This is a genomic window from Rhodothalassium salexigens DSM 2132 (assembly GCF_004341375.1).
GTDB lineage: Bacteria > Pseudomonadota > Alphaproteobacteria > Sphingomonadales > Rhodothalassiaceae > Rhodothalassium > Rhodothalassium salexigens.
In genome coordinates, this window is sequence record NZ_SLXO01000004.1 from 188358 (window position 1) to 203190 (window position 14833).

General features: G+C 69.4%; 12 protein-coding genes and 1 tRNA gene. 7 read left to right on the forward strand and 6 right to left on the reverse strand.

Translation table 11 applies throughout. The features are described 5' to 3' along the window. Positions 1–11 precede the first annotated feature (11 nt). The 6 genes from puhE to EV659_RS07390 all read left to right on the forward strand — a co-directional run bounded on the left by puhE (position 12) and on the right by EV659_RS07390 (position 5664). Positions 12–941 (forward strand): putative photosynthetic complex assembly protein PuhE, encoded by a 930-nt coding sequence (gene puhE, locus EV659_RS07365; protein WP_132708223.1) that lies wholly within the window; start codon positions 12–14, stop codon positions 939–941. Then, positions 938–2158: a 5-aminolevulinate synthase gene (gene hemA, locus EV659_RS07370; RefSeq protein WP_132708224.1), complete on the forward strand. Its 1221-nt coding sequence runs from the start codon at positions 938–940 to the stop codon at positions 2156–2158. Before puhE ends, hemA begins: the two co-directional genes overlap by 4 nt. Before the next feature lie 293 nt (positions 2159–2451). After that, positions 2452–3234, forward strand: coding sequence for a molybdate ABC transporter substrate-binding protein (modA, locus tag EV659_RS07375; RefSeq protein WP_132708225.1), 783 nt, complete (start codon positions 2452–2454; stop codon positions 3232–3234). A gap of 50 nt (positions 3235–3284) precedes the next feature. Next, complete coding sequence (gene modB, locus EV659_RS07380; RefSeq protein WP_132708314.1) at positions 3285–4010, forward strand: molybdate ABC transporter permease subunit; 726 nt, start codon at positions 3285–3287, stop codon at positions 4008–4010. Positions 4011–4082: 72 nt separating this feature from the next. Continuing rightward, a tRNA-Ser gene (locus tag EV659_RS07385) sits at positions 4083–4170 on the forward strand. Positions 4171–4458: 288 nt separating this feature from the next. Then, positions 4459–5664 carry an amidase family protein gene (locus EV659_RS07390; RefSeq protein WP_132708226.1) on the forward strand — a complete coding sequence of 402 codons (1206 nt, stop codon included), beginning with the start codon at positions 4459–4461 and terminating at the stop codon, positions 5662–5664. Between the two features lie 399 nt (positions 5665–6063). Here EV659_RS07390 and EV659_RS07395 read toward each other — a convergent pair whose 3' ends face one another. Further along, complete coding sequence (locus EV659_RS07395) at positions 6064–6471, reverse strand: GFA family protein (RefSeq protein WP_132708227.1); 408 nt, start codon at positions 6469–6471, stop codon at positions 6064–6066. A gap of 240 nt (positions 6472–6711) precedes the next feature. Here EV659_RS07395 and EV659_RS07400 point away from each other — a divergent pair, with 240 nt between their 5' ends. Continuing rightward, positions 6712–7461, forward strand: a complete 750-nt coding sequence (locus EV659_RS07400) for an endonuclease/exonuclease/phosphatase family protein (RefSeq protein WP_132708228.1) — start codon at positions 6712–6714, stop codon at positions 7459–7461. A 29-nt stretch (positions 7462–7490) separates the two neighbouring features. Here EV659_RS07400 and EV659_RS07405 read toward each other — a convergent pair whose 3' ends face one another. The 5 genes from EV659_RS07405 to mnmC2 all read right to left on the reverse strand — a co-directional run bounded on the left by EV659_RS07405 (position 7491) and on the right by mnmC2 (position 14823). Continuing rightward, positions 7491–8087: a cob(I)yrinic acid a,c-diamide adenosyltransferase gene (locus EV659_RS07405; protein WP_132708229.1), complete on the reverse strand. Its 597-nt coding sequence runs from the start codon at positions 8085–8087 to the stop codon at positions 7491–7493. 125 nt (positions 8088–8212) lie between these two features. Then, positions 8213–9367, reverse strand: coding sequence for a sialidase family protein (locus tag EV659_RS07410; protein ID WP_132708230.1), 1155 nt, complete (start codon positions 9365–9367; stop codon positions 8213–8215). Continuing rightward, positions 9364–10227, reverse strand: coding sequence for a glutamate racemase (locus tag EV659_RS07415; RefSeq protein ID WP_132708231.1), 864 nt, complete (start codon positions 10225–10227; stop codon positions 9364–9366). The genes EV659_RS07410 and EV659_RS07415 overlap by 4 nt, the downstream gene beginning before the upstream one ends. Before the next feature lie 115 nt (positions 10228–10342). After that, positions 10343–12931 (reverse strand): patatin-like protein, encoded by a 2589-nt coding sequence (locus tag EV659_RS07420; RefSeq protein WP_165878777.1) that lies wholly within the window; start codon positions 12929–12931, stop codon positions 10343–10345. After that, positions 12928–14823 carry a tRNA (5-methylaminomethyl-2-thiouridine)(34)-methyltransferase MnmC2 gene (gene mnmC2, locus EV659_RS07425; RefSeq protein ID WP_165878778.1) on the reverse strand — a complete coding sequence of 632 codons (1896 nt, stop codon included), beginning with the start codon at positions 14821–14823 and terminating at the stop codon, positions 12928–12930. Before mnmC2 ends, EV659_RS07420 begins: the two co-directional genes overlap by 4 nt. Positions 14824–14833 lie beyond the last annotated feature (10 nt).

Consider the following 14833-nt stretch of genomic DNA (forward strand, 5'->3'; position numbering starts at 1 on the left):
GGAGCCGCCCCATGGACATGCCCGCCATGCTGTCCCACCCGCTCGTCATCGTGGGGTATGCCGTGTTCCTGTGGTGGTTCAGCACGGGGCTGATCCTGTACTTGAACCGCCGGCCGCGCTGGACGTTCAAATGGTCGTTGGCCGGCGGCACCCTGTTGTTCGCCGGCGCTCTGCTCGGCCTCGACTGGAGCGCCGAGGCGACCACCCCGGCGGCGTTGTTCTGTTCGTTCAGTTGCGGGTTGATCGCCTGGGGCTGGCAGGAACTGACCTTCTATCTGGGCTATCTGACCGGGCCGCGCAAACATCGCTGCGCGCCCGGCTGCTCGGGCTGGCGCCATTTCGGTCACGCCTTGCAGATCTCCAAGTATCACGAGATCTCGATCGTGGTGACCGGCGTGGTCATCGCCGCGATTACTTGGGGGTCGCCCAATCAATTGGCGCTGCTGACCTTCATGCTGGTCATGGTGATGCACCAGAGCGCCCGTATCAACGTCTTCCTGGGCGTGCGCAACGTCAGCGAAGACTGGGTCGCACCGCATATGGACTTTCTCAAAAGCTTCCTGCGCGTGCGACCGATGAACCCGTTTTTCCCCGTGTCGCAGGTCGTGGCCGGCGCGGCGGAATACTGGCTGGTCACCGAAGCGATGGCGGCGCCCGCGGGCTCGGCCACCGCGATCAGTTATACCTTCCTGGCCGCCATGCTCGGCCTTGCCATGATCGAACACTGGTTCCTGGTTCTGCCGCTGCCTTTGGCGGGCCTCTGGAACTGTTTCCACCGGTCGGAGTCGCCTGAGCGACCGGCCTCCAAGGCGCGCGATGTGCGTCATGAGTATGCGGAAAAGAATCCCCTCGCCCCATATCCCGAGCCCTGTCGGGCAGGGTGCAAGGACGCCGGCCTTCTGCCCCGCATTGCCCCCGATAGCCCTGGGAGGACGTCATGAATTACGAGACTTTTTTCCAAACGGAATTGGACAAGTTGGCAGAGGAGGGGAATTACCGCGTTTTTGCCGAACTTGAGCGCCACCGGGGCAACTTCCCCAAGGCCACCCACTATCGACCCGAGGGTAAGCGCCCGGTCACGGTCTGGTGCTCGAACGATTATCTGGGCATGGGCCAGCACCCGGTCGTGCTCAACGCCATGCACGAAGCGGTCGAGCGCTATGGGGCGGGCGCCGGCGGCACGCGCAATATCTCCGGCACCACCCACGAGCATGTGTTGCTGGAACGCGAACTCGCCGACCTGCACGGCAAGGAAGGCGCGCTGCTGTTCAACTCGGGCTACATGTCCAACTGGGCTTCCCTAACCACCCTGGCGTCCAAGATGCCCGGCTGCGTCGTGCTGTCGGACGAGGGCAACCATGCCTCGATGATCGAAGGCATCCGCCACAGCCGTTGCCAGAAACGCATCTGGAAGCACAATGACCTGGCCGATCTGGAAGCCAAGCTGGCCGAGCTGGACCCGGCCCAGCCCAAGATCATCGCCTTCGAGTCCGTCTATTCCATGGACGGGGACATCGCCCCCATCGCTGCGATTTGCGACCTCGCAGAACAATACGGCGCGATGACCTATCTGGATGAGGTGCACGCGGTGGGCCTTTACGGGCCGCGCGGCGGCGGCATCGCCGAGCGCGACGGCGTGATGGACCGGGTCGACCTGATCGAGGGCACGCTGGGCAAGGCCTATGGCGTGATCGGCGGCTACATCACCGGCAGCCACGCGTTGTGCGACTTTATCCGCAGCTTCGCCTCGGGCTTCATCTTCACCACCGCCCTGCCGCCGGCGATCGCGGCGGCCGCGCGGGTCAGCATCAACCACCTGAAGACCAGTTCGGCTGAGCGCGAATTGCACCAGCGCCAGGTGGCCCGGGTGCGCCGCAAGCTCGACATCATGGGCATCCCGCACATGCCCAACCCCAGCCATATCGTGCCGGTGATGGTGGGCGACCCGAAGAAGTGCAAGCGCATTTCCGACCGGCTGCTCGACGCCTATGGCATCTATGTCCAGCCGATCAACTATCCCACCGTGCCCAAGGGCACCGAGCGGCTGCGTATCACGCCGAGCCCCATGCACACCGACGAGGACATCGACCACCTGCTCGACAGCCTCGGCGAAATGTGGGCGGAGTGCGCCCTGGCACGCGGCGAACAGGTCGCCTGACCGGTCGCGCACCTGTTCTGGCAAAACCCGGGCGGCGGCGGGCTTGGTGCCGGCGCCCGGGCCGTCTCTGCCGGGCCCCCGCTGGTGTCGCCGGTCCATGACCGCGTTACGGCCGGCTCGGGCTCGGCTTGGGGCCGCCGTTCGCGCGCCTGAGCAGCGGCGCCGGTTGGCGTGCACGCCGCCGGGGTGACGCCTGACCGCTGGCTCCCGACCGCCCATCCCGCTAGACTCCGTCGCAATCGCCCCCCAGCCATGGCCTGGTGGTGGCGGCCTGTGGGCGGGGGGAGCGGAAGATGCGGACGTGGCTGTTTGGCCTTCTTGTCGGTGTCGGCGTCCTGTGGGAGGCGGCGGCCATGCCGGGGCGCGCGGCGGAGACGGCGACCGTTGCGGTGGCGGCCAATTTCGCCCGGCCGCTCGCGGCGCTGGTCGAGGCGTTTTCGCGCCGTTGCGAGGACCGGCTGGCGTTGCGCGTGGTCCACGGCTCGACCGGCGGGCTTTATGCCCAGATCCGCTATGGCGCGCCCTATCACGTGTTCCTGGCCGCCGACGCCGACCGACCGGCCCGCCTGGTGGCCCAGGGTCACGCGCTCGCCGGCTCGCGCTTTACTTACGCGGTCGGTCGGCTCGCCCTCTGGCAGCCGGCGCCTGGCGGCGCGACTGTCGATGGGCCGGCGGTGCTGCGCGCTCGCTCGTTCCGTCGCCTTGCCGTGGCCAACCCGGATCTGGCGCCCTATGGCGCGGCGGCGATGGCGGTGCTGGCCCGTCTGGATCTGACCGAAGCGCTGGCGTCGCGTCTTGTGCGCGCCGAGAATGTGGGCCAGGCGTTCGCCCTCACGGCCACCGGCAATGCCGACTGGGGCTTTGTCGGGCTGGCGTCGGTGCTCGCTCGCCCCAACGGCGTGCGCGGCCGATGGTGGGCCGTGCCGCCCGGTTTTCACCCGCCGGTGCGCCAAGACGCCGTCCTGCTGAGCGGCGGCCGAGACAATCGGGCGGCCGAGGCGTTTTTGGTCTTCCTGCAAAGCGACGAGGCCGCCGCTTTGATCGGCGATTTCGGCTACGGTGTGCCGGCGCGATGATCTGGGCGACCGGGCTTGGCGCGGCCTCGGCCATGCCGGCGGTTTCAGGGATGCTGCTGTCGGGCAGTGGCGAGGCCGCGGCGGGGCCGGTCGGGTTGACGATGCTGCTGGCGGCTGTGACCACGGCGGTGCTGCTGGTGCTGGCCACGCCCATCGCCTGGTGGTTGGCAACCCGACGGACCCGCTGGCGGCCGCTGGTGGAGGCGCTGGTGGCTCTGCCGCTGGTGTTGCCGCCCACCGTGCTCGGTTTCTATCTGCTGCTCGCCTTTGCGCCGACGGCGCCGCTCGGCGAGTTGTGGGTGTCGCTCACCGGTCAGACCCTGACCTTTTCGTTCCAGGGCTTGGTGGTCGCCTCGGTGCTCTATTCGCTGCCGTTTGCGGTTCAGCCGCTCCAGGCCGCCTTCGCCGCCGTGGGGCGGGCGCCCCTGGAAGCGGCTGCGACGCTCGGCGCCGGGCCTTGGGGGGTGTTCCAGCGGGTGGTGCTGCCCCAGGCGCGGCGCGGCTATCTGGTTGCCGGTGTATTGAGTTTTGCCCATACGGTGGGCGAGTTCGGTGGCGTGTTGATGGTCGGCGGCAATATTCCCGGGGAGACGCGCTTGGTCTCGATCGCGCTCTATGAGCATGTTGCGACGCTTGACTATGCTGCGGCGCACCGTCTGGCGGCGGGCCTGTTGGTCTTTTCGTTCGCGGTTCTGGTCGCAACCTATGCGGTCGAGCGCCGAACCGGGCCGGGCCTTGGCGCGGGAGCCGGGGCCGTTCGCCCGGGCCGGCAGTGATTTTTCTGCCCGGGCCTTGCCAGATGGCCGCGGAATGTGTAGGGCCAAGGCCCGACCGCACCCCTGGCGTCTGGAGCAGTGGCCGAGCGGTTTAAGGCGCACGCCTGGAAAGCGTGTTGGGCGCAAGCCCTCGCGGGTTCGAATCCCGCCTGCTCCGCCATTCCCGCCGATTGCCCTCTATAGCGCGATATTGCCGCCGAACACCGCATTCCACCGGGTGGAATAGCAAGACGCAGTTTTTACGCTACAGCCCGGCAAATCTTGAAAATCAGGATGCCCCCCCCTGCGGCCTTTGATCGTTAACAATGGTGTCCCCTGAAACAGGTGAGCGAGGCGCTGAGCCTGTCTCAGATTCTGGGACATTGTGACAGACGAGCGTGATCGTCTCGACCCGGCGCTGTAGAACTGCCCGAAAATCCGTTCAGATTCGCGCCAGGAAATAGACTATATGCCTAGCTCTCCAACAGACCCATCCGGCGCACTGGTCGAACAGCTTGACCTCGCGCCCGTACGTAGCGGTTCGCTGGATGGGCTTCGCTTCACCGTGAAAGATAACATCGACCTTGCGGGACATAAGACTTCCTATGGAAGCCCCGCCTGGCGGGACGCACATCCCGCACCTGTTCACAACGCCCTCTGCGTTGATCAACTGCTTGCCTCTGGAGCGCGCTGCGTCGGGAAGGTCGTGGCGGATGAGTTCACGTATAGCCTCGACGGGGAGAGCTTCTATTTTGGCACCCCCCGAAACGCGAAAGCACCGGATCGCGTTCCCGGCGGGTCGTCTAGCGGCTCGGCTGCTTCCGTCGCCAATGGTCTGGCGGATTTTTCTCTTTGCACGGACGCGGGAGGTTCTATCCGTGTTCCAGCAAGCCTTTGCGGTCTTTGGGGGATGCGTCCCTCCCTTCATCGGATTTCCGAGGCCGGCGTTTTGCCGTTCCAGCCAAGCGTCAGTACCGTAGGCGTGCTCGCGGATCGGTTCGAGGTGCTCGATGCGGCGATGCGCGTCTTGCTGAACGCCCCCGCTTCGCCGATGCCGTCGCCACGGCGTATGCTCGTCTTGCAGGATGCGCTTGAGATCGCGGATGCCGCTGTTCGAGATGAAGTTGGCAGCGCATTGGATCGAATGGCAGAACGCACCGGCATTGTGATCGAGCCGGTAAGGTTTTCCGAAATCGTCGGGGAGGCGTGCGAACTGAAGGTCTGCAACCTGAATGGATTGCGTGATCTGCAGACCGCCGAATTCCAGAGCACGGTCGGCAACTGGATCGAAGCCTGCAAGCCTGAACTCGGCTTCACGTTCTCGATGGCCTACGGAAATGTCCAGAGGTTCGACCGCATCGCGGCGCTCGACAACATGGCGAGGTGTGAAAGCCTCTTCAGGCAGATCAATGCCTTCTTCACCCCGGAAACGCTGATCTGCTTCCCTACGACGCCAAAAATCGCGCCCCGGAAAGGCTCCCTGAACACGCTTGAAGCGGTGATGAACTTCTATGATCCGACGATGACCATCACCGCGTTTTCCGGTGTGGCACGTTTGCCGGAAATCTCTGCTCCGCTATTGACCGTGGACACCTGTCCGGTTGGCTTGTCCTTCGTTGCAGGCCACTATCAGGACGAGTTTCTATTAAGTGCGGTAAAGAGAATGATCAGTTGATATTGCGCGGAAATCCTATGCGTCGCATAAAAATCGGCGGCGCTGATTTCCCAGGAAAACTCTGCCGCAAACGCCGGAACAGAAGTGTGAATTGCGCGACCATCTGCCTCATTCGAACCATTCCGTTCGAGCCTTAATTTTAGAGGGCTGCTGAAAAAGGTTTTAGGAGCGCACCTCTCGGCCCGCTCGGCAGGCGCCGACGAGTTGGGTTTTCATTAGCTCCACGAGAGAGCCCGAAAAGTGACGCACTTTCGCGTCGAACCTGCGGTGGTCGGAGTTTTCCAGCAGCCTGTTAGAGGGCTATAGCGTAGGTGTAGTTCTCTTTTTCATCGGCTTCGGCCCGCCACCCCGTCCCGACGGTGTTCCGTAGCGGTGATCTGTCGCCGCAAGCCGCCGTTTCTACATTGGTAGAGCATCGAGCTCTGGAATCTCATGCAGGTTCCGATCCCAGCCGGCGCGACTTGCAACACAGATATGAGCCGTTGGCCGCATCTCGATGGAACTGTCGAGGCTTCCGGCGGGTACGACGAGCAGGGCGCCGTCCATTTGTCGGCTCGGAACGGCGGCGCCGCATTGCGCGCAGAAGCACTTCGCATGCCGGGTTTCGGGGACGACATAGTGGCTGACGCTCTCCTCGCCGGACAACCACTCTATCGTCGCCGTCGACGAAAAGAGGGTCGCGGCGTGAGCCGACCCGGTGTCCTTGCGACAGCGCCGGCAGTGACAGAGGAAAAAGTGCTGAAACTCCCCACGAACTTTGAAGCGGACTTCTCCGCATAGGCATGCTCCGAGATACGTATCGCTCATCAGTCTGACCTTCTCTCCGGTTTGGCCGGTCTTCGCGTCCGGCCCCAGTCTGCGCCCAAGACCGTTGCATTGGGGTGGAGCAAAGGGTGGCGCAAAATGGGCCGGTGTGGCTATCGGGTGCGGTCCTCGGGCGGCGGCGGGGCGCCGTTTTGGCCTGGGTGAACCGGGGACCCGTGCACTGGAGGGTGGCGATCGAGCACGCTTGCGTGGTCGTCATCCATCGCGAAAAGGTGCACCCCCATGTCTCTGATGCTCACCTGGAACATGCAGGGCGGCCAAGGCAGCTATGACAGCAAGTGGCAGGCGCTCGCCGGCCGTATCCAGCGCCCGGCCCAGTATGACCTGCCCGAGCAGCCGGCGATCGTGTTCCTGCAGGAATGCTCCGACGTACCGGGCGCCGAGACGCCCCAGGGCTGGGGCCAGCCGCCGGCCAATATCACCGCCCTGTCGAAGAATTTCGGCACGTCGAGCCGGCCGCTGACCTATTTCATCGCCCATCGGCGTTGGGGCCAGGGCAATAACCGGGTCTCCTACGCGGTCCTGGTCCAGACCGACCCGGTCAACGGCCAGGCCGCCGACTTGACCGGCAGCGTGGTGGTCCATGGCCCGCCGCAGGGCGCGCCGGGCACCCGGCCGATCGTCGGCGTCACCATGGGCACCGCCACCTACTATACCATGCATGCGCCCTCGGGCGTTGGGGCGGCCCTGTCGCGCACCTATGTGAGCGACATGATCGCGGCCGCAGCGGGCGCGCAAGGCACTGACGATTATGTGATCGGCGGCGACTTCAATTGCCAGCCGGGCGACCTTTACCCCCAGGCCAACCCGATCCCGCACGGCCATCTGTATGAGTCAGGCGAGGGCACCTGCGGCGTGCGCAACCTTGACTATTTCACCGCCAATGGCAGCGCCGCCAACCGGACAGCGCTGGCCCAGGTGACCCGCATCAACCTGATCTCGGACCACATCGCGGTCAGCGCGCACTATTAGGCGCGCCGCTGGCTCCCGTTCGGCGGGGGTCAGCGCAGGCCGCGCGGCGCCCACACATCGTCGGCCGCGCCCTTGTCGTTCAGGTGCCGGGCGAGCACGAAGCAATAGTCGGCCAAGCGGTTGAGGTAGCGCAGCACCTCGGGGTTCACCGCGTCGGGCTCGGCCTCCATCAGCCGGACCAGACGGCGTTCGGCCCGGCGCACCACCGTGCGCGCCACATGGGCCTGGGCGGCGGCCATGCCCTGTCCGGTGGGCAGGATGAAATTGGCCAGGCGCGGCAGCGCCTCGTTCATCGCGTCCATCTCCACCTCGATGCGCTCCATCGGCGCGGCGGTCAGGCGCAAGTCGTCGCCCGCCGCGCCGGGCATGCTCAGGTCGGCGGCGACGTTGAACAGGTCCACCTGGATGGCGCGCAGCCGGGCGTCCAACTGCTGGCGGTCGGCACGGCCGGCGAGCATGGTGCGCAACAGGCCGATGGCCGAATTGGCCTCGTCCACCGTGCCATAGGCTTCGACGCGCGGGTCGGCCTTGGATACCCGGGCGCCCATGCCGAGGCCGGTGCGGCCTCGGTCGCCGGTGCGCGTGGTAACGCGGGTCCTGGGCGGCGCGGTGTCGGTGTCGCTCATGGGTCGGGTCCTCTTCGGTCGATGGGAGGGCGGGCCACATGGCCGAAGCGGCAGTCTAACAATAGAAGACCGATAAAGTCATCTTTTTTGATGACGGGGCCGTCAGGCGCCATAGGCGGCCGGCCTCAGGCGGGGCTGAGTATCTGGCCCTCGATGCCCCGGATGCCGTGCTCGTCGGCGGTGTAGTAGGCGACCGCCAGCCGCCCCGCCGCTAAGGGCGCGACCCAGGGATAGCCGGTGTCGGGCCCGGGGGCGTCGTCGCGCAGCACGATCTCGGGCCCGTCGGCCAGCGGCGCGGCGCCCGGCGCAGATCCCGGGCGCAACACGCGCGCACGCACGCCATAGGGCTCGGTGCGCACGCCATAGACCAGCAACAGCCGGCCGTCGGGCAGCGGCTGGGCCACGGCTGGGTGGCCGTGGATGTCGAGCCGGCGGGGGCAGGAGAAGCGGGCCCCGCCGTCGGCCGCGACGCTGTAGGCAAGGCGGCCCTCGGCGCCGTGGGTGCGCGCGAACAGCGAGATCCGACCGCGCGGCCAGGCGACCAGGCTCGCCTCGCTCAGTTGCGCGTCGGCCAGGGTCAGGGGCGCGCCCACGGGCTGCCAGGTGCGGCCCCGGTCGCGGCTTTCAAAGAGGCGCACCGCGCTGCCCCGGACGCCGTCGAGCGCGAAGGCATACGCCGCCACCAGCAGCGTGCCGTCGGCGCGTTCGACGATCTGGCCGCGCACCGAACTGGTGCCGGGCACCCAAGGGGCCAGGTCGGCGCGCACCAGCGGGTCGGGCGCGAACGGGGTGGGGGCGCTCCAACTGGCGCCGGCGTCGTCGCTGGTGCGCGCGGCGGCGTGCCAGTGCAGATAGGCGGGCCCGGTCTCGCCCTGCCGCGCGAACGGCCGCAGCGGCTCGGCCAGCGCCTCGACGGCGTCGGTCACCGGCAGCCAGCGAAAGCCCAGATGCACCAAGCGCCCATCCGACAGGCGCAGGAGCGAACTGTCCTGGTCGGCGGTCTCGGCCTCGCCAGCCAGGGTGGCGAGCGGCCCGGCCGGCGCCAGGTCGGCGCCGAGCGGCAGCAGGGCGGTGTGGCTCCGGGGGTGGAGATGGTCGACCCGGTCGAACGCCTCGGCGCGCTGGTCGGGGGCGAACAGGTGGCGGTGGTCGGGCGCCCGGCGAAAGGCCAGCAAGAGCCGGCCGTCGCCGAGGGCGGCCAGGCTTGGAAAGGCGCTGTAGAAGCGCGGGTCGCGGTAGAGCACGCGCGGCCGGCCGACGGTGAAGGCGGGCGCGCTCACAGGCGGACCCGCTCGAAATGGCGAAAGCGCGGCGGCAGCCAGGGCGAGGCGTCGACCAGCAGGGCCGGGTCGCCGGTGGTCAGCAGGGTGACCCCGGCGCCCCCAGCGCCCTCGGCGTCGCGGCGCACCGACAGATGCGGGTTGCGCGCCAGATAGCCGACCAACGCGCCGGCGACGATGTGGGGTTGGACCAGGATCTGGATGCGCCGGGGCAGCACGTCGGCGAACAGCGGCGCGACCAGGGGATAGTGGGTGCAGGCGAGCACCACGCTGTCGATCGCCGCGGCGCGCGGGTCGTGGGCGAGCGCGTCCCAGAAGCCGCCGATGCGCGCGGTCAGGGCCTCGGCGTCCTCGCCCGCTTCGATGGCGTCGGCGAGGCCGGGGCAGGCTTGCGACAACACGGTCAGGCCCTCGGCGCGCAGGGCGGTCTCGCGTTCGAACGCGCCGCTGGCCACCGTTGCCGGCGTCGCGAACACGGCGATGGTGCGCGGACCTTGGCCGGCGCGGCGCGGCAGGCTGGCGGGTTGCGCCCACTGGGTGCCGGTCAGCGCCTCGATCAGCGGCACATGGACGCCGAGCACGCGGCGGTCGGCATGGTCCTCGGCCAGCCAGGTCTGTTGCAGCGGCCGCAGCGCTACAGCGGCGGCGGTGTTGCAGGCGATCAGCACCAGCCGGCAGCCGCGCGCGAACAGGTGCGCCACGCCGCGCCGGGTCAGCCTTTGGATGTCGTCGGCCGAGCGCGGGCCATAGGGCGTCTGCGCATGGTCGCCCAGATAGATGAACCGGCGGTCGGGCAGGGCGTCGGCGCAGGCGGCCAGCACGGTCAGCCCGCCCGAGCCCGAATCGAACAGGCCGATCATGGCGTTGCCTCTGCGGGTTGGGGCGATGGGGTCACGAAGCCGGGGTCCCTGTGTGCGCGACGATTGCGGCGCTCTGGTGGCGTTTCGACTATGTGTCGCGGTTCGAGGCCGGGCGTCAAACCATATCGAGGATCACTTTCAACTCGCCGGTGACGTCGCGGATTTCGGTCAGGCGCGGTGCCTCGCGCTCCAGGATGGCGCGGAACAGCCGGCGCTTGATGGCGTCGCGGTCGACCCGGGCGCCGCTCGCCTCGGCCGAGTTGGCGACGATGTCGACCAAGCGCTCGGCGCCGTGCAGCCGGCCCCACAGATAGTCATGCTCGCGATAGGCGCGCGAGAAGAAGGCGCCGAAATTGCCGAACGCCGTGCCCTTGAGCGAGCCGCGCCCCTGGTCGTTGCTGAGCGCGGTGGCGTCCTCGGGGCTGATCCGGTCGACCAGCACCTCGTCCAATTCGTGGATGTTCTGCTGCCGGGTGATCGAGAAGATCAGCGTGTCGAAAAACTCATAGCCCAGATAGGCGGCCAGAATGTCGCGCCGTATCGGGCCGCGGTCCAGCGCGCTCACCTGGCCCGCCAGCGCCGCATCCACTGCGGTGTCGAGGGCGTCGAGACCGAGCCGTCGGGCCAGTTCGTCGAGCCCGGCTGCGGGCCCGGCGCCCACCGCCGGCTCAGCGGGTCTGTCGGCGCCGTCGGTCGGCGCCGCGCCTTCGCCGGCCGCCGTGTCGCCGTCGGGCGCGCGCGCTGGTGCTGCCGTCACCGGTGCGTCTGCCGTGTCCGTGATGGTGGGTGCGGGCGTCGCTGGCTGGGATCGCTCGGGGGCCGCCTCGGGGGCCGCCTCGGGGGCCGTTTCGGGCGTTGCTGCGGGGGCCGTCGCGGCGGCGGCCGGCTCGCCGAGCACCGGTCCGAGAACCGCGTCGGCGTCGACGGCGAGCGCGCGCTCCAGGCCGTAGCGGGCGGCTCCGTGATAGCGGTAGAGCGCGCCCTTGAGCGCGTCGAGCGTGTCGGTGGGCGCGCCTGGCTGCTCGTAGAGTTCGTTGATGCGGCGGATCACGAAGCGCAGGCGCCGGACCCGATAATCCCCGTCGAAACGGGCCAGGAAATCGTGCCAGGGCTTGTCCGTGTCATCCGCCTGGGCGGGGAACACCCCGGCCTCGGCGGCCCAGGCGCGCAAGCGGGCCTCGATCGCGTCGGCGTCGGCATCGGGGCCCGCGTCCGGCGCGCGGGCCATCGCCTCGGCCAGGCGGCGCAGCACCGACACCAGCTTGAGTTGCAGATAGCCCTCATAGGCGAAGCCGGCCGACTGGGCGGCGCGCTCGTGCGCCTTGGTGCGCCAGTCGGCCAGCCGGTCGGCGCGCACGCCGCGCCGCAGCGCCGGGCCCAAAAGCCGGGCGATGGTGTCGGTGACGCTCGGCCGGGCGGCGTCGACCACCTCGCGCAGCCGGCGGGTTTCCTCCGACAGGGCGTTCAGCCGTTCCAGTTCGTCGCGCACCGGCTGGTTGCGCGGGATCACCGACAGCGCGCCCGAGATGACGCGCAGAAACCCCGGCATGGTCTCTTCGGCCGGCACGGCGCGGCGGCGCGGCGGGGCGGGGTCCACATAGACGATGCGCCGGTCCACCTGGCGGTGCGCCACGCGCTCGGGCAGGGTGTCGATGACCGGCCCGAACGGCTTGTTGTTGAGCACGCTGCCGTCGATGAAGGCGATCCGATGCGCCGCGCGCCCCGGCGTCACCGCCGGCGCCAGCACCCGGTCGATGAATGCCTGGCGTTCGGGCCAGGGCCGGGCGTTGCCGAAGCACACCTGGTCGATCTCGCGCAGCCGGGCGGGCGGGAAGGCGCCGGGAAAGCACGAGGTGGCGCGGGCGGCGAACACCAGCCCCGGCAGGGCGGCGTCGTTGAAGCCCTGTTCGTCGATGCCCACCGATCGATGGTGGCGGAACGACAGGGTCAGCCGGTGTTCGGTCTCCTCGATCTCGGCCGGGTCGTGCAGCTTGAGCCGCTGGCGATAGCCGCGAAAGTCGGTCACGGTGACGAACAGGTCGAGCGGCTGGTTGGGCGGCAGGCAGCTATCGCTGCGCCCGGCGCTGGTGCCCATGGCGGAACAGGCCTTGAGCAACAGCCGCGACAGCCGCCGGCCCGAGAAGGGCGGCCGGAACCAGCGCGCGCGCAGGAAATAATCCAGCTTGGCGCGAATCTCCGAATCGGTGCTGCGGCGCAACAGGGTGCGCACATTGCCCAGATTGCGCAGCCGCACGAACAGGAACACCGGCCGCTTATAGAGCTTCGACAGTGGCCCGGGCCGGCTTTCGGGCGCCATCAGCCGCTCCACATCGGCCTCGTCGAGCCACAGGCTGCGCAGCGCGTCGAGCGGCAGGTCGTGGGCCAGGGCGCGGCCGAGCATGACGCCGTTGATGCCGCCCGCCGACGCCCCGGCGATCACGTCGATCACCACCTTGAGCTGCACGTCGCGGCCGATCTCCTGCAACAGGTCGAAATAGACCCGTTCGGTGTCGATCTCGCGGCCGTCGGGGGTGTCGAGGGCGTCGAAGGTGGCGGTGCGCCGGCGTGCGGGGTCGGCTTCGCTGAAATAGAGCTTGGAGGCGCGGGCCAGTTTGTGGAGCTCGCGGGTCACGCCGTGGATGTGCACGGCGAGCGAGATGCCGCCATAGCAGACCAGCGCGAGCCTGAGCTCCTTCTCCCTCACGGGTCGGCGCCCACCGGCGCCTGGCCGCGCACCAGCGCCTTGATGGCGAAGCGCACCGGGTGCATGGCCTCGGCCAGATGGCGCTCCACCGGCCACGGCGCGCCGGCCAGTTGCGCGGCCACCAGTTCGCCCAGCAGCGGCCCGGTCTGATAGCCGCGTGCGCCGAGCCCGTTGACCAGGGTCAGCCCGGGCAGCGGTTCGAGCGGCGGCACCCGGGGGTCGCTGGCGTCGCGGGCCAGCGGCGCATAGTCGGCGGCGACCCGCTCGGGCGCGAACAACGGCCCCACCAGCGGCAGATGGTCGGGCGTGGTCGAGCGCGCGCCGCGCCACTGCCGGGCGGCGGGCGTCGCTGCCAGGGCGTCGGCCAGGTCGGGCAGCGCCTTGGCCATCTTGGCCAGCAGGTCGGCGGTGGCGTCGCCGGCCTCGTCGGTCTTGTCGAAGGTGGAGCCGACCCACAGCCCCTTGGGCGTGGCGACCGCGTGGCCGCCGAAGCTGACCGGCCGGCGCGGCACCATCGGCGGATCGGCCAGGCACACCGTGCGCCCCCAGCGCAGGCGCACCGGCAAGGGCGTCGGGCACAGCGCCAGGTCCGACCCGGTGGCCAGCACCACATGGGCCGCGTCGAGCGCCGACCCGTCGGCGAGCGTCAGCCGCCAGCCGTCGCCGCAGCGGTCGAGGGCGGTCACCCGCCCGGGGCGGTCGGGCATCAGCATATAGGGCGCGGCCAGCGGGCTTTTCGGCAACAGATAGCCCGGCGCGGTCGACCGGGTGCCCAGCAGGTCGGACGCGGTGGCGGCGTCGACCGGGCGGATCTGGTCATCGGCCCAGGCGAAGCGCGCCATCAGCCGGTCGAAGCGCGCCCCCTCCCCCGGTGCCAGGGACAGGATCGCGGCGTCGGGGTCGGGGGCGATCGGCGCGGTCAGGTGCAGATAGCTGCGCACCGCCAGCCGCGCGGCGGCGTCGTCGCCCAGGCTCAGCCGCGGCACCGCGACGCCGCCCGGCACCGCCGAGGCGGGCTCGCCGGCGCCGATCATCACCGTCTCGACGCCCTCGGCGCGCAGCGCGCGGGTGATGTGCATGGCCGCCACGCCATTGCCGACCACGGCCACCGGCCCGGCGTCGGCGCGGGGGGCGGGTGGCGCGCACCAGGGGCGGCCGGGATAGGCGCTGCCCGGCCGGCGCTCGAAGCGCGCGTCGATGCGGTCGCGCTTGGCGCCGTAGCCGGGCACCTTGGTCACCGACCAGCCGTGGGCGGCGAGCGTGCGGCGCACCGCGCCGGCGGCGGTGTAGGTGGCCAGCCGGGCGCCCGGTGCGCTGACCCGCGACAGTTCGGCGATCACCGCGTCGTCCCACATGGCCGGGTTGGCGGCCGGCGCGAAGCCGTCCAGAAACCAGGCGTCGACGCGCGCCTCCAACTGGCTCAGCATATGGGCCGCCGGGCCGAACAGCAGAGTCAGCGCGACCCGGTCGTCGTCGAAACAGCGGCGGTGGAAGCCCGGTTCGCCGGGCGGCCATTGCCGCACCAATTGCCGGGCCAGGGGCGCAAGGTCGGGGAACGCGGCGAGCGCGCGGGCCAGGTCGCCGGGCGTCAGCGGGTGGCCCTCGACCGAGACGAAGTGCAGCCGGCCGGGGCGCCGCGCCTCGGGCGTGCGGCGCCACAGGTCCCAGGTACACAGGAAATTGAGCCCGGTGCCGAAGCCGGTTTCGCCGACCGTAAAGCGCCGGCGTCCGGCCCAGGTCTGGGCCAGCCCGGTGCCGGCGAGGAACACGCCCTCGGTCTCGCCGCGGCCGTCTTGGGCGTTGAAATAGATGTCGCCGGTGGCTCGGTCGACCGGCGTGGTGCCGCGCCAGTCGAGGGCGGGCGGGGCGAGCAGGGGGGAGGCCGTGGGCACGGGTGGGGTC

Bases quoted from the DNA above. Each gene is read 5' to 3' on its own strand.
- hemA (WP_132708224.1), top strand. From the start codon at position 938: ATGAATTACGAGACTTTTTTCCAAACGGAATTGGACAAGTTGGCAGAG.
- EV659_RS07390 (WP_132708226.1), top strand. From the start codon at position 4,459: ATGCCTAGCTCTCCAACAGACCCATCCGGCGCACTGGTCGAACAGCTT.
- puhE (WP_132708223.1), top strand. From the start codon at position 12: ATGGACATGCCCGCCATGCTGTCCCACCCGCTCGTCATCGTGGGGTAT.
- modB (WP_132708314.1), top strand. From the start codon at position 3,285: ATGCTGCTGTCGGGCAGTGGCGAGGCCGCGGCGGGGCCGGTCGGGTTG.
- EV659_RS07400 (WP_132708228.1), top strand. From the start codon at position 6,712: ATGTCTCTGATGCTCACCTGGAACATGCAGGGCGGCCAAGGCAGCTAT.
- EV659_RS07395 (WP_132708227.1), bottom strand. From the start codon at position 6,471: ATGAGCGATACGTATCTCGGAGCATGCCTATGCGGAGAAGTCCGCTTC.
- EV659_RS07405 (WP_132708229.1), bottom strand. From the start codon at position 8,087: ATGAGCGACACCGACACCGCGCCGCCCAGGACCCGCGTTACCACGCGC.
- modA (WP_132708225.1), top strand. From the start codon at position 2,452: ATGCGGACGTGGCTGTTTGGCCTTCTTGTCGGTGTCGGCGTCCTGTGG.
- EV659_RS07415 (WP_132708231.1), bottom strand. From the start codon at position 10,227: ATGATCGGCCTGTTCGATTCGGGCTCGGGCGGGCTGACCGTGCTGGCC.